Raw genomic sequence first — 14,478 nt, forward strand, 5'->3', positions numbered from 1 at the left:
TGTCGAATTTAAGTCTGTAAAAATTCTCCTTTTTCAAGTATAATACCAAAGGAGTATGAGGAAGGATGGGCGAGATGGCACAGCTTTTTTTTAAATATGGCGCAATGAATAGTGGGAAAACGATCGAGATACTGAAAGTTGCTCACAACTATGAAGAACAAGACAAACCAGTCGTGATCATGACAAGTGGATTGGACACCAGAAGCGGTGTGGGAAATGTTTCAAGTCGCATCGGCTTAGAACGAGACGCGATCCCGATTTTTGATGAAACGGATCTGTTCCATTTGATCAAAGACCTCGGCTACAAACCTTATTGTATTTTGATCGACGAAGCACAGTTCCTAAAGAAGCATCACGTGTTGGCTTTCACCAAAATCGTGGACGAGCTAGGTATCCCTGTGATGGCCTTTGGTTTGAAAAATGATTTCCGCAATGAATTATTTGAAGGCTCAAAATACTTGCTGCTTTATGCAGATAAAATCGAAGAGATGAAAACCATCTGCTGGTTCTGTCATAAAAAAGCAACCATGAACTTGCACTATATCGACGGAAAACCCGTTTACGAGGGCGACCAAGTACAAATCGGCGGTAACGAAGCGTATTATCCTGTTTGCCGCAAACATTACTTTCACCCGGGAATGAAAAAAGAAGGAGAATAATCAATGTACGATCAGTTACAAGCAATCGAAGACCGTTACGAAGAATTAGGCGAATTACTAAGTGATCCAGCCGTGATCTCTGACACCAAACGCTTCATGCAGCTTTCAAAAGAAGAAGCCAATACACGGGAAACGGTGGAAGTCTACCGTCGTTACAAAGAAGTCGTTGAGGGAATCAAGGATACCGAAGAAATGCTTGGGGAAAACCTAGATGCAGAAATGGCAGAGATGGCCAAAGAAGAACTCTCTGACTTGAAAAAAGAAAAAGACGTTTTAGAAGAACGCATCAAAATCTTGTTATTGCCCAAAGATCCGAATGATGACAAAAACATCATCATGGAGATCCGTGGTGCAGCAGGCGGCGATGAAGCAGCCTTATTTGCTGGCGATCTTTTCAATATGTATCAAAAATATGCGGAAAACCAAGGCTGGAAAGTCGAAGTCATGGATGCCAACGTCACTGGGATCGGCGGCTACAAAGAAGTCATCATGATGATCACTGGCGACAACGTCTTTTCAAAATTGAAATATGAGAGCGGCGCCCACCGAGTGCAGCGGGTACCGTCTACCGAATCACAAGGCCGAATCCATACGTCTACGGCAACGGTCGTGGTTATGCCTGAAGCTGAAGAAGTCGAAATCGATATCGCAGACAAAGATATTCGGACCGATATTTACCATGCCTCTGGTGCTGGTGGTCAGCACGTCAACAAAACAGCTTCTGCTGTTCGTCTGACGCACTTGCCAACAGGGATCGCTGTTGCGATGCAAGATGAGCGTTCACAGCTGAAAAACCGTGAGAAAGCGATGAAAGTCTTGCGGGCACGGGTCTATGACCAAATGCAGCAAGAAGCACAAAGTGAATACGATGCAAACCGTAAATCAGCAGTGGGTACCGGCGATCGTTCTGAACGGATTCGCACCTATAACTTCCCGCAAAACCGCGTAACAGATCACCGTATCGGGTTGACTATTCAAAAATTGGATCAAATTTTAGCTGGAAAACTCGATGAAATTGTTGATGCACTGATCGTTTACGATCAAACATCAAAATTAGATGAGATGCAAAATGGCTAAAACCTATCGAGAAGTCCTTTCACGGGCTTCTTCTTTTTTAGAAACGAAAGGGCTGGACGGGTATGCGATCCAATACCTGTTTTTACAGCGAAAAAACTGGCAGCAACTCGATTGGCTGCTGCAGATGGACCAACCCATCTTAAGGGAAGATGAGGCACAGATCGCAGCAGATCTTGAACAGCTGTTGCAGCATGAACCACCGCAATATTTATTAGGGTATGAAGAATTTTATGGGCATCGCTTAAAAGTAACTCCTGCAACCTTGATCCCGCGTCCAGAAACCGAAGAGCTGGTGGAAAACTGTCTGACAAAATTACCAGCAGATCAGCCGCTGCGAGTCGTAGACATCGGCACAGGTACTGGAGCGATCGCCATTGCCTTGAAATTAGCACGTCCGCAGTGGGCCGTAAGTGCCGTGGATCTTTCAGCAGAGGCATTAGCCGTTGCTAAAGAAAATGCGGCAACCTTAGACGCAGAGATCCGCTTTTTCCAAGGAGATACCTTAGAGCCCGTGGCAGATCAGCAATGGGATCTGATCGTTTCCAACCCGCCGTATATCAGCGCTGAAGAGTGGCCGCTGATGGATATCAGCGTAAGAGAAAAAGAGCCTAAAATGGCGCTTTTTGCTCAAGAACAAGGATTGGCGATCTATAAGCAATTGGCACAGCAAGCACCGAATTGTTTGGTGCCTAACGGGCAAATGGCGCTAGAAATCGGCTTTCAGCAAGGGTTAGCTGTTCAACAGCTTTTTGCAGCCGCTTTTCCCAACAAAGAAGTCACCGTAGTAAAAGATCTTGCGGGTCAAGACCGGATGGTGTTCGTCAGTCATCCACAAGATGTGGATAAATAAATTTTTTTTGCTACAGAAAAATTGCAAAAACCTTATGAAATGAACGACTTCTAAATAAACCGAGTTATAAACAGGGTTATCCACACTTGACAAACGACTTATCCACAAAATGTGGAAAAGAAACGAGAAAATGTTGATAAGTGTGGAAACTTCTCAAAAAAGGATGTGGATAAATTGTGGAAACAAAAATTTTTGATCAAACACAGTTGAACGAAGCAGCAGCTATTTTAGCTGAGGGGGGATTGGTGGCGTTCCCGACGGAAACCGTCTATGGACTAGGGGCTAGCGCGCTTTTGCCCACGGCTGTTGCGCAAGTATATCAAGTCAAAGGGCGACCTAGTGACAACCCTTTGATCGTTCATATTGCCGAACCAGAGCAGTTGGAACCGTTTGTGGATAACAAGCATCCTTTTGCTGATAAATTGATGGAAACTTTCTGGCCTGGGCCCTTAACCTTGATCTTTTCGATCAAAAAAGACAGTTTACCTAGCATTGTTACTGGCGGCTTATCCACAGCGGCTTTTCGGATGCCAAACAACACCAAGACGTTAGCGTTGATCAAACAAGCCCAACAGCCATTGGTTGGCCCTAGCGCGAATACTTCTGGTAAACCAAGCCCAACATCAGCTGCGCATGTTCAGCATGATCTGGCAGGCAAAATCGCTGGCATCTTGGATGATGGGGTGACGCAGATCGGTGTCGAATCAACGGTCTTAGATTTGAGTGACCCAACGGCGCCGCCGATCATCTTACGTCCTGGTGCGATCTCTAAAGAACAGCTTGAAGCAGTTTTACAAACAAAAGTCCTCGTCGATCAGCACTTAGTAACAGAAAGTGAAGCACCCAAAGCGCCGGGCATGAAATACAAGCACTATGCACCGAATACCAATGTCCTGATGGTCAATGACCAAGATTGGCCGGCAGCCATGGCTTGGGCAAAAGAACAGCAGTTTAAGGTAGGGGTTTTAGCTGGACCAACGATCGCCGAGCAAGTCCGCTTTGAAGCTGCAGCCATCTATTTATTTTTTGATGACAGTGTGGAAGCCGCGACAAAAGGGCTGTTTGCTGGTTTACGGGCGTTAGATGAATCGATTGCTGAGTTAGATGTCTTATTTGCACCCACGTTTCCAGAAAGCGGCTTAGGGGCTGCTTATATGAATCGGTTGAAAAAAGCTGCAAATCAAAGTTTCTTTCAAGAAAATTAGCAAAAAACCAGAATTCATTATAGGTAGCTTATGAAGAAATGTGATACAATGCTACCATTAAGGTAAAGGGGTGTTGTAAGCATGGATTATCAAACGTTTGATCCCGAATTGTGGCAAGCGATCGAAAAAGAAACGAATCGTCAACAAAACAATTTGGAATTGATTGCGTCTGAAAATATCGTTTCAGAAGGTGTAATGGCTGCGCAAGGTAGTATTTTGACAAATAAATACGCTGAGGGTTATCCAGGTCGTCGTTACTATGGCGGTTGTGAATTTGTTGATGTGGTAGAAAACTTAGCAATTGAACGGGCGAAAAGTATTTTCGGTGCGGCATATGCCAATGTTCAACCGCATTCTGGTTCTCAAGCCAACACAGCAGCTTATTTAGCGTTGATCGAAACAGGCGATACAGTATTAGGGATGGATCTTTCCGCAGGCGGTCATTTGACTCATGGCTCACCAGTGAATTTCAGCGGCAAGACCTATAATTTTGTTAGTTATGGTGTTGATCCTGCAACAGAAGTCATCGACTACAATGTCGTTCGTATTTTGGCGCGTAAGCATCAACCGAAACTGATCGTTGCTGGTGCCAGTGCTTACTCACGTACGATCGATTTTGCGAAGTTCCGTGAAATCGCTGATGAAGTTGGCGCAAAATTGATGGTGGATATGGCGCATATCGCTGGTTTAGTAGCGGCTGGTCTTCATCCAAACCCAGTTCCTTATGCGGACATCACGACTTCTACGACCCATAAAACATTACGCGGCCCTCGAGGCGGCTTGATTTTAACAAATGATGAAGACTTAGCGAAAAAAATCAATAGTGCCGTTTTCCCTGGTATCCAAGGCGGCCCATTAGAGCACGTGATCGCAGCGAAAGCTGTTGCTTTTAAAGAAGCACAAGATGAGTCGTTCAAAGAGTACTCTGAGCAAGTCATCCGCAATGCACAAGCAATGGCGAAAGTCTTCAACCAAGCACCACAAGCCCGCTTGGTCTCTGGTGCAACAGACAATCACCTATTATTGATCGATGTGCGCGGCTTTGATTTGAACGGCAAAGAAGCAGAAGCTTTGCTGGATCAAGTCAATATCACCGTCAATAAAAACTCGATTCCTTTCGAATCACTAAGTCCTTTCAAAACGAGTGGGATTCGCGTGGGGACACCAGCGATCACTAGTCGTGGCTTTAAAGAAGAAGATTGTGTCGAAGTGGCGAAATTGATCGTCAAAGTTTTAGAAAAACCAAATGATGAAGCCGTTTTGGCAGAAGTCACGGCGCAAGTCAAAGAATTGACGGACAACTATCCACTTTATAAAAATAAATAAAAGGGGACTGTGACAGAAGTTAAGGTCAGACAAGACGTCTCACGCGTTTTTCCTGCGCTACAGCTCTTTGATCACCGAAAGTGAGAAAGGGGCTAGAATGAACGCAGAGGCGCTTTTCATGCCGTCTTGTCTCCTTCCTTCTAACGCAATCCTTTTTTTGAGGAAAAGCAGTATTGCCTGTGGCAGATGGTTGTAACAAGAGCCGATTTGCTTTAAAATAAGAGAAAAACCAAAGGAGATTTTTTTAAATGGGTAAATTTCAAGTAATCGATCACCCGCTGATCCAACACAAATTAACAATGATCCGCGACAAGAACTGTGGAACAAAGGTTTTCCGTGAAGTTGTTAATGAAATCGCAATGTTGATGGCGTATGAAGTGTCTCGCGACATGCCGCTTGAAGATCTAGTGATTGAAACACCAATTGAAGAATCAACACAAAAAACACTATCTGGTAAAAAGGTAGCGATCATTCCGATCCTGCGTGCAGGTCTAGGCATGGTTGATGGTATCCTTGAATTGATCCCAGCCGCAAAAGTTGGCCATATCGGGATGTACCGTGATGAAGAAACGCTAGAACCACACGAATACTTCGTAAAATTACCTGAAGATATCGATGAACGTCAATTATTTATCGTTGACCCAATGTTAGCTACGGGCGGTTCAGCGATCATGGCGATCGACGCACTGAAAAAACGCGGCGCTTCAAACATGAAATTCGTCTGCTTAGTTGCTGCACCAGAAGGCGTGAAAGCATTGCAAGATGCCCATCCAGATGTTGACATCTATACTGCAAATCTTGATGAACGCTTAAATGAACACGGCTATATCGTTCCTGGTTTGGGCGATGCTGGTGACCGTCTATTCGGTACAAAATAAATCAATACAAATAAGACAAAGGCAACTGAAGTTTTGCCTCGTCAATGATGCCATGGAAGAAGATCGACAGCCAAAACGGTTCGATCTTCTTCCATGGCTTTTTTTAGCTTTTCATAAAATCAGACAATGAAAAAAGGAGAAAATCAACTGATTTTCTCCTTACATAAACGGGTTATAGTTTGGTTAATTGTTTGTAATTGATGATCAATACACCATTACTTTGCGAAACTAATTTCTGGTTTTCTGGGGTTTCGTTCAGCTCGACCACCGCAGAGTTTTTCAACTGCTTTGTGATGGTACCAGTTTGTTTCTTCCCATGGAACGTGAACATGACAGGAGTAGCGACCTCAAACGTTGAACCTTCTTGTGACGGGACAATTGTTGTTTCGAATTTACCAAATGTTGCCATGTAAAAACCTCCTTGATACTTCTATTATATCACAATTTTCGGAAAATTTCAGTAAGTAGATTTTTTTCAGCAGACCTCTTTACAAAACAACCGTTTTTGCATATAATTTTCTTTGTGCCATACAACGCCAGCTTAGCTCAGTTGGTAGAGCAACGCACTCGTAACGCGTAGGTCACAGGTTCGAATCCTGCAGCTGGCATAAGAAATGAAAAACCATGAATCTTCTTTTAGAGGATTCATGGTTTTTCTTTTGCATGCGATAAGTAATCTCAATTTTTCCTGGTTTACCCGGTAACTGTTTTTATTCGCCCATTAGCATTACATGGCATGTCCTATTTCGCACACGATTTTGATCGAAATCAACAAAATAGATATAGCCTACGGAACCGATCTCTAGCTTGCCGTTACTTAAAATAAAGCTTTCGCTTGCACCGAAAAAACTCGAGCGAATATGTGCATCGCCGTTTAAAATCGTTGCTGGATCTGTTGGGTAGTTTGGATCGTCCAGACTCATCAAAAATTCTAAATGCTTTGGTCCAGGATAACGGTAATCGGTATTTTCTGATAACTCACGAGGAATAATCTTATCGAGAATTCGGTTTAAATCAACTTGAAGAAATTCATCTCCGTTAAAGTCTGTATCATGCATGTATTCTTCAAAGATAACCGAACAGGTCGTATGAGGAGACTGTACGAGACAGATTCCATTTGAAATTCCACTTTTTTCAACCATCGTTTTCACTTCTTCTGTGATGTTGTGGTAAGACACTCGATTCCCGTTAGAAGTTAACGTCAGTTGCTCTTTTAAAAATTTCATAGTGTTAATCCTCCTTTTTATACTTCACCGCTTGTTTGATCATTTCTGTAAGGGTTTGAACTGGATCTTCTGCCTGCACAATGCCGCTTGTCCCACCAGTGCCATCAGCCCCTGACGACAAAGCTTTTTCAACATCGACAGCACTAGATATACCAGCTGCCTGCAGAATTAGGATTTCTGGATCAATTTCACGAACAACACGATTTGTTTCCGTCATGTATTGAAGATTACTGGTTTGTCCTGTTCCAATTAGTTCTGTTGGCTCGCAAACCATCACATCGGGTTTTAGGGAAGCTGCGGCTCTTGCTTCAGTCAATGAATTCGCACAAACAATTGTTAAAATTCCCAATTCATTTGAGCGTTGCATCGCTTTAGTCAGTTCTTGCAATGTCATGGGGTGTTCAGCATGGTTTAAAAAGGTAGCTTCAGCACCGGCTTCTGCCACTGCTTCGGGTAAAACATAACCCATTCCTCGACCGATTTCGATTCCATCTAAATGTTGAACAGTGATGAATAAATGTGTTGTTGCTTGTTTAATTAGAGAAACGTCTGCTTGCTGCACAGTAAAAAGAATGTCGATGTCATATAAAGACGACAACTCATCAGCAGCTTTTGCCAATGCCAATGCTTGTTTTCCATAAAGATAGGCTTTGGGATTGACGACAAAGAATGGTGTTCTTAAAGTTCTTTTTTTCATTAGATTTCTCCTTCACGATAAGGTTTGGTATGAAAGACTGTAAAATAGTGCTCGAGTGTCTTGGACATTCCATTGCTTGCTGAGTGAAGTAGATCGAAATAGTCATTTGGTTGATTTTTGTGAATTTCATTCATAGCAGCAGTGACGAAGTCCGTAAAAATATTTATTTTACGGATACCTTCTAAGGCACATTTTTCAAGGTTTTCATCGCCAGAAGAGGATCCGCCATGCAGAACAAGAGGAACATTGACGGCATGGTGAATTTCATTTAAAACGTCAAAATTTATTTTGGGTATCCCTTGATAATGTCCGTGAGAGGTGCCAATAGAAACTGCCAACGAATCAACACCGGTTAATTTGGCAAATGCAACAGCCTCAGATGGTTCTGTGTAAATAGATTGACTATTTACGGCTGATTCCAGACTGTTTTCCGACCCAACGTGCCCAATTTCCGCTTCAACAACGACACCATTTTTATGAGCGTAGTCGGCGATCTCCTTTGACCGACGGACATTTTCTTCGAATGACTCCTCAGAAGCGTCGATCATTACGGAAGTAAAACCTAAATGAATGGCTCTTTTGATGACCTCTTCATCGGTACCGTGATCTAAGTGCAAAGCGATAGGTGTAGTGCTTTTTTTTGCTAAAAATTTTCCAATCATGGCAGCCTCTTCTAAAGTCAACATGTTCATATGGGATTGAGCGAAGGCCAGTATCAAAGGTTTGTTCAAACTTTCAGCAGTCTCCGCGTATGTTCTTGCACTAGTTAAGTCGAAAAAATTTGCTGCGGGTAATGCATAGTTGTGTTTTTCTGCATGTGCGAATAGTTCTTTTGTTGTGACCAACATAGGGCATTCTCCTTACTCTTTGATTTTCTTTTCGATTTCCGCGTACATCTCTTCTGTACCAATCCCTGTTAAGAGCGGTAGCCCCATGATTACACGATCTTTGATTGAGTCTGGAACAACTGTTGTACTCACCACGATGTCATAGTTATCAATTTTATTCATCTCATCTGCCACTTTGGATTGATACAGTTTCACTTGATCAGTTAATCCTTTTTCTTTCAGCCATTCTTTTACCTTATTTGTTACAATCGTTGAAGTTGCAACACCTGTGCCACACATAATCAGTAATTTTTTCATTATCATTTCCTCCTATTATTTCGATGTTTGTTTTTTGGGACGAATTTTATTTACATAAATCAATCCAAACAAAACAGAGACGCCAATTATGGCTAAACCGCCCCAGCTTAATATTTTGGTTAAGCCGACATAAAGGAATGTGGTCCATAAACCACCTTCAGCCATAGCAGTGATCATAGAGTTTCCTTGTAGATCAAAGTTTGCGGATCGAGCAGCAGTAGTGACAAGCGGTGCTGCCCACGAAGTAATATATAGGATGCTTACCATATAAATCGTTCCAGCAATTACTGTTCGAATAATGTTTCCTCCAAAAACAGCAGCCATCAAGCAAATCAGAAAGGGAATAGTTGCTAAATCACCAAAAGGCAAGGTCGTATTGCCTGGTAGAACTACGGCTAACAAAATAGTGATCGGAACTAAAAGCAATGAGGAAGATAGGACAGCTGGATGACCAACCGATAATGCTGCATCCATACCGATGTAAAGCTCTCTTCCAGGAAACCGTTTTTTGACGAATTCATTTGCAGATTCAGAAATAGGCGTTAGACCTTCCATCAGTAAAGCCACCATTTTGGGCATCAAAACCATCACAGCGCCTGTTTGGACGGCTAATTGGCCGACACCTGCTGTGTCATATCCGGCAAGTATTCCCATGATGAGACCAATCAAAAAGCCCATAACAGTAGAGTCGCCAAAGACACCAAATTTTTTCTGAATGGTTTCTGGATCTGCTTTCCAATCTTTTAGTCCTGGAATACGATCAAAGAGCCAATTCATCGGTAGTGCAAAGATGAATCCTGGTGCGGCGGTACCATGAGGAAAAGTTATATTAGGAAACCCGTAGAACTTATTAATGATCGGACCTAAAATATCTCCCATTAAAAGAATCATCATCAAATAGATGACGGTCGCCGCGATTCCCATTGCAAAATCTCCAGTGAGGGCATAAATCAGAGAAGAGATGAAGGCTGCGTGCCAAATATTCCAAATATCTACATTCAATACTTTGGTCAGCCCTAAAATGATGAGTAGAACATTTAGGACCACACCAATCGGAATCGCAAGACTTCCTAAAATCGTCCCGTAAGAAATTGCCGCTGCGGCAGGCCATCCGACATCAATCGTTGTCAAATTTAATCCTAAACGTTCAACCATATGCTGTGCTGCGGGACCCAAACTGCTGCTTAGAAGGTCAATCACCAAATTCAATCCAACAAACCCAACACCAACAGTTAAAGCTGAAGTAAAGGCTTTGCTAGGTTTTGTCCCCAAAATTATTCCAAAAATAAAAATTAAAATCGGCAAAACAACGATTGAACCTAGATCAACGAACCACTGTAATGCATTTAACATAATTGTTCCTCCTTTTTATTGCAGTCCATTTTTTTCAATAATCGAAAGATACGCTTCTTTAGTCGTTACTGAGGATAGGGCTTCCAAAACCCCGGGTGTTTGAAACATAGAGATAAGATTTTGCAGCATACCCAATTGCTCATGTGGTTCCTTCAGTGCAAGCATGAACAACAGGGATACATCGATTTTCTTTTCTTGTGAACCCATTTCAATAAATGAAAGGGGAGAGGCAAGTGACATAAAAGCGACTTGGGATCGTAAAACAAATTTACTGTCCGTGTGTGGGATCGCTACCCCAATGCCGTTAATTTTTAAACCTGTAGGAAAGGTTTCTTCTCGCTGTACGATATTTTGATAGAACTGATCATTTACACAATGAGTTTTGATGAGTTCGTCTGCTAATAGTCGAAAAGCTTCCTCTTTTGTTTTAGAATCTTTTTCAAGTAACACGATTTGGTGATCAAAAAACATGATCAATTTCCTCCTCTTAACAATCTTTGATACAGTTCTTCTTGCGTTTGACTATTAACGATCCATTGAATTTCTTCGGCTGAGTTAAACAATCCGTAAATCGAAGCGATCAACTCTTTTGCCTCGATCATGTTTTCTTCAGCAATCGCAAGCAAAACAATTAGTTGGATTTTTGTGTCTCCCCAAGTAATTGGCGCATCGAGGGTGAGAAAAGCAAGTTTTGTTTCTTTCACTGTATGTGGATCAGCATGTGGAATGGCTACTCCCGTCTTTAATCCAGTGCTTCCTAGTTCCTCTCGTTCAAATAGAGAATGCTTAAATTTTGTTGTAACAAGCTTTTTTTTCAGATAATCATCTGCTAAAAAATCCAGTACATCTTTTTTTGTTCGAAACTTTTTTTTGACAAAAAGGAAAGTAGGATCTAAATATTTTTGTAATAAAGTCGTTTTCTGGTATTTTTTTGAGTAAAAATTTTTCTCATTCTCATTAAGATTAGATATCTTTGCTGAGATTCTTCCTATTTCTTCGGTAGTAGGAAGCGGCGAAATATAAATAACTGGCGGTGCTGTAATGTCCAATGGAATAGTTGATATGATCAGATCAACAGTCTCAAGAGATGTACTGGCCAGTTTACTTAAAGGAATGATCTCCAATACGGTATCAGCAGCGATCGTCTGTTTGATACGGTTAAAAATCAACTCCGATGTAGCAAAACCTGATTGGCAAACAATTAGTATATGGTTAGTAATTTTTATCTTTTCAAAGGCTAACTGAAAATGGATCGTCAGAAAAGAAACTTCGTCTTCTGTTAATAAGATTTGAAATCGCTCCTCTAAATCTCCAATTGCATATTTGGTCAATGTATACATTGTTGAGTATTGTTTTTTGATACTTTTTATCAGTGGGTTTTTCAATAAAATGCCTGTCTTTGATCGATGGATCATGGGAACGATATGAGCCAATAATGTTTGCAGTAATAATTTATCTTGTGTTAGATCTGCGTTTAACATATGTGACATTTTTTGAATAATTTGTTTCGTACAATTTGTGATAGTAGATTCGTGAGGCTCATCTATTTGACCAAAAGGTTCGATACCGTGTGCTAATAACAGGGAACATACATATTGAATATCTGTATCGCTAAATTGAACAGGTAGTTGCTGTTGGATCATTTCAGAAAAATCAACCGCGATCATATAGAATTTCATTCGTCTAAGTTCGTCAAATACTAGATGCTCTTGTTTTTCAATGTGTTTATCTATAAGAAGTCTTGAAAGAAAAATTCGCAATGAAAGCTTCAAGGATTCAATAGAATAATTATTGACTGGATGGCCGATTGTTTGAGTCATATCTGAGACAAATTTCTTCGTTAAATCGAGTACCTTAGAGTCAAAGAGATTGTTGACCAAAAGATTTTCACTGGCTTTGGCGTCGGTATACTTCTCTAAAAAAGATTTGAATACGTTTTGAGTAGCAGATTCAACTGAGGTTAGTTTGAGTCCGCTTGTAGTCATTTTTGTAGATACGTGATGGAATCGACAGAAAGCAACGATTTCATCAACATCTTTCTTTATTGACTGGTTGCTAATATAAAAATATTCAGAGAATTCCTGATAGTGCATTGGCTTTGCTGAAAACAGATAGTTAGCGAAAATAAAGATTTTACGATAATTAGGTGAAAATAGTTCGAGTTTAGTCTCTTTTTTTGCTAACAATCGATATCCATTCTGTTTCGCTGATTCAGAACCAGATAAAAAGATTCCTTTTCTTGGTACTTTTTTGATAGCTAGTCCCGAATCTTTTAGTTTCTTTTCTAAAGTCGTTAAATTGTTATAAACTGTTTTTTGGGATACATTTAACTGCTTTTGAAAAAAAGAGGCAGGGCGAAACTCCTTTTGTTCTAATAGCAATTGCAACAGTAGCTGTTCTCGATTACTTAAAATCATTGGTTCACCTCCGGAAGCGCTTCCTTAATTGTATTCTAGTGAAATTATATGGTGGCGTAAATAACATTTCATTACCACATTAATGTGGTAAATACGATTGTCGTATATCAATTTATATTTTGTAAAAAGTAGTCATTTGTTGCTATTTATTTGAAACGGAAACTAGGCGGGGATCTATCATGGAGTTAAAGTTGCTTTATTCTGTTACATAGAGCAAAGATTTATCAAAAATAAAGAAGAATACATAGAATAAGGTATTTGATTAATAAGAAGAATGGACGAATTCAGCGATTATTTCGTTGTAATTCTAAACAATTTTGGATTGTTTTTAACCCTCTTTTCCCGAAAATCATTAAAGTTTCTAAATTTTTTGTGAATGCTCATGGACAATCCTTTCTTTTCTCCTCAATTATCACTATAATGGATAAAGATTCTACAGAAGAGAGTGTGGACATGGAAAATTCACGAATAAAAACGAACGATAATCGAATTGACTACGGTGTGATTCTACCCGTATTTTTATTATGTCTGATTGGTTTGGCGTCCCTGTATGTGGCGCTGACACACGATCCAAATAATCCGAATATGCTGCGAATGTTAGGGTTTCAAGCTTTATGGTATGTGTTAGGCGTTGTTGCCGTGATCATTATCATGCAGATCAAATCAAAATGGCTCTGGAAATTGACGCCCTATATTTATGGAGCTGGGCTAGCCGTTATGCTGGCGCTGCTGAAATTTTACAACCGGACGATGGCTGCCTCGACAGGGTCGAAAAACTGGTTTAGTTTTGGTCCCTTTACCTTGCAGCCTTCAGAATTGATGAAGATCGCCTATATCATGATGTTGGCGTTAGTCGTCACGCAGCACAATGTCAAGCATCGGGAACGGGATCTGAAAACAGATGGGTTACTGATTGCAAAAATGTTAGCCGTCACGATCCCAGTCCTGATCCTGATCACCTTACAAAACGACTTTGGTACGATGTTGGTCTTTCTGGCGATTTTCGGTGGGGTCTTCTTGATGTCAGGAATCTCATGGCGAATCATCGTTCCAGTGATTGCGGCATTTGTGATTCTCGGCGGTGGAACGATTTTCTTAGTGACTACCGATGTTGGTCGCGAGTTTCTGTACAATACAGGAATCTTTAAAGAATACCAATTCGCCCGTATCGATTCGTGGCTGGATCCTTTTCATGATACCCAAGGGCAATCCTTCCAATTGGCGTATGCTCTGATGGCGATCGCCTCTGGCGGGATGTTCGGGAAAGGATTCAATGTCAGCGATGTGTATGTACCAGTCCGAGAATCCGATATGATTTTTTCGGTGATCGGTGAGAATTTTGGGTTTATTGGCAGCGCGTTTGTCATTTTATTGTATTTTATTTTGATCTATCGAATGATCCGCGTATGTTTCGATACTAACAATGAATTTTATGCCTACTTGGCAACTGGGATCATTATGATGATTCTCTTCCATGTGTTTGAAAACATTGGCGCAAACATCGGTCTCTTACCGTTGACGGGGATTCCACTGCCGTTTATCAGCCAAGGAGGATCTGCCCTATTAAGCAATATGATTGGGATCGGTTTGATTTTATCGATGCGCTATCAAGCTGAGACCGCACCAAAAACACTTTAAGGAGTTC

15 protein-coding genes and 1 tRNA gene are annotated in these 14,478 nt (G+C 41.2%); 8 read left to right on the forward strand and 8 right to left on the reverse strand.

Translation table 11 applies throughout. The annotated features are described in order from the left end of the window. Window positions 1–74 precede the first annotated feature (74 nt). The 6 genes from P0G38_RS02050 (at window position 75) to upp (ending at window position 5,995) form a co-directional block, all read left to right on the forward strand. Complete coding sequence (locus tag P0G38_RS02050) at window positions 75–659, forward strand: thymidine kinase (protein ID WP_005227882.1); 585 nt, start codon at window positions 75–77, stop codon at window positions 657–659. Between the two features lie 3 nt (window positions 660–662). Beyond that, complete coding sequence (prfA, locus tag P0G38_RS02055; protein WP_005227884.1) at window positions 663–1,736, forward strand: peptide chain release factor 1; 1,074 nt, start codon at window positions 663–665, stop codon at window positions 1,734–1,736. Next, window positions 1,729–2,586, forward strand: a complete 858-nt coding sequence (prmC, locus tag P0G38_RS02060) for a peptide chain release factor N(5)-glutamine methyltransferase (RefSeq protein ID WP_275853928.1) — start codon at window positions 1,729–1,731, stop codon at window positions 2,584–2,586. The genes prfA and prmC overlap by 8 nt, the downstream gene beginning before the upstream one ends. A 176-nt stretch (window positions 2,587–2,762) precedes the next feature. Continuing rightward, window positions 2,763–3,791 carry an L-threonylcarbamoyladenylate synthase gene (locus P0G38_RS02065; RefSeq protein WP_005227888.1) on the forward strand — a complete coding sequence of 343 codons (1,029 nt, stop codon included), beginning with the start codon at window positions 2,763–2,765 and terminating at the stop codon, window positions 3,789–3,791. A gap of 81 nt (window positions 3,792–3,872) precedes the next feature. Continuing rightward, window positions 3,873–5,117, forward strand: a complete 1,245-nt coding sequence (gene glyA, locus P0G38_RS02070) for a serine hydroxymethyltransferase (RefSeq protein WP_005227890.1) — start codon at window positions 3,873–3,875, stop codon at window positions 5,115–5,117. Window positions 5,118–5,365: 248 nt separating this feature from the next. Next, window positions 5,366–5,995 carry a uracil phosphoribosyltransferase gene (gene upp / locus P0G38_RS02075; RefSeq protein ID WP_005227894.1) on the forward strand — a complete coding sequence of 210 codons (630 nt, stop codon included), beginning with the start codon at window positions 5,366–5,368 and terminating at the stop codon, window positions 5,993–5,995. Between the two features lie 172 nt (window positions 5,996–6,167). Here upp and P0G38_RS02080 read toward each other — a convergent pair whose 3' ends face one another. Continuing rightward, the gene (locus P0G38_RS02080; RefSeq protein WP_005227896.1) at window positions 6,168–6,404 is read right to left on the reverse strand and encodes a hypothetical protein; all 237 of its coding nucleotides are present in this window, start codon (window positions 6,402–6,404) and stop codon (window positions 6,168–6,170) included. A 126-nt stretch (window positions 6,405–6,530) separates the two neighbouring features. Here P0G38_RS02080 and P0G38_RS02085 point away from each other — a divergent pair. Next, window positions 6,531–6,603, forward strand: a tRNA-Thr gene (locus tag P0G38_RS02085). Between the two features lie 102 nt (window positions 6,604–6,705). Here P0G38_RS02085 and P0G38_RS02090 read toward each other — a convergent pair. From P0G38_RS02090 to P0G38_RS02120, 7 genes are read right to left on the reverse strand one after another with little or no spacing between them, the layout of a single operon-like run. Then, window positions 6,706–7,221, reverse strand: a complete 516-nt coding sequence (locus tag P0G38_RS02090; protein ID WP_005227898.1) for a YjbQ family protein — start codon at window positions 7,219–7,221, stop codon at window positions 6,706–6,708. A gap of 4 nt (window positions 7,222–7,225) precedes the next feature. Continuing rightward, on the reverse strand, window positions 7,226–7,918 hold the full coding sequence (locus P0G38_RS02095) for a triose-phosphate isomerase (RefSeq protein WP_128431727.1): 693 nt from the start codon (window positions 7,916–7,918) through the stop codon (window positions 7,226–7,228). Then, window positions 7,918–8,766 carry a class II fructose-bisphosphate aldolase gene (locus P0G38_RS02100; protein WP_275853935.1) on the reverse strand — a complete coding sequence of 283 codons (849 nt, stop codon included), beginning with the start codon at window positions 8,764–8,766 and terminating at the stop codon, window positions 7,918–7,920. Before P0G38_RS02100 ends, P0G38_RS02095 begins: the two co-directional genes overlap by 1 nt. Before the next feature lie 12 nt (window positions 8,767–8,778). Beyond that, complete coding sequence (locus P0G38_RS02105) at window positions 8,779–9,063, reverse strand: PTS sugar transporter subunit IIB (protein WP_015510443.1); 285 nt, start codon at window positions 9,061–9,063, stop codon at window positions 8,779–8,781. Between the two features lie 15 nt (window positions 9,064–9,078). Continuing rightward, window positions 9,079–10,416: a PTS galactitol transporter subunit IIC gene (locus P0G38_RS02110; protein WP_010749081.1), complete on the reverse strand. Its 1,338-nt coding sequence runs from the start codon at window positions 10,414–10,416 to the stop codon at window positions 9,079–9,081. A 15-nt stretch (window positions 10,417–10,431) separates the two neighbouring features. Then, complete coding sequence (locus P0G38_RS02115; protein WP_005233600.1) at window positions 10,432–10,887, reverse strand: PTS sugar transporter subunit IIA; 456 nt, start codon at window positions 10,885–10,887, stop codon at window positions 10,432–10,434. A 2-nt stretch (window positions 10,888–10,889) separates the two neighbouring features. Continuing rightward, on the reverse strand, window positions 10,890–12,833 hold the full coding sequence (locus P0G38_RS02120) for a BglG family transcription antiterminator (RefSeq protein WP_275853938.1): 1,944 nt from the start codon (window positions 12,831–12,833) through the stop codon (window positions 10,890–10,892). Between the two features lie 453 nt (window positions 12,834–13,286). Here P0G38_RS02120 and P0G38_RS02125 point away from each other — a divergent pair, with 453 nt between their 5' ends. After that, window positions 13,287–14,471 (forward strand): FtsW/RodA/SpoVE family cell cycle protein, encoded by a 1,185-nt coding sequence (locus P0G38_RS02125; RefSeq protein ID WP_010749084.1) that lies wholly within the window; start codon window positions 13,287–13,289, stop codon window positions 14,469–14,471. Window positions 14,472–14,478: the final 7 nt, after the last annotated feature.

This window comes from Enterococcus casseliflavus, from assembly GCF_029215545.1.
GTDB classification, from domain to species: domain Bacteria; phylum Bacillota; class Bacilli; order Lactobacillales; family Enterococcaceae; genus Enterococcus_D; species Enterococcus_D casseliflavus.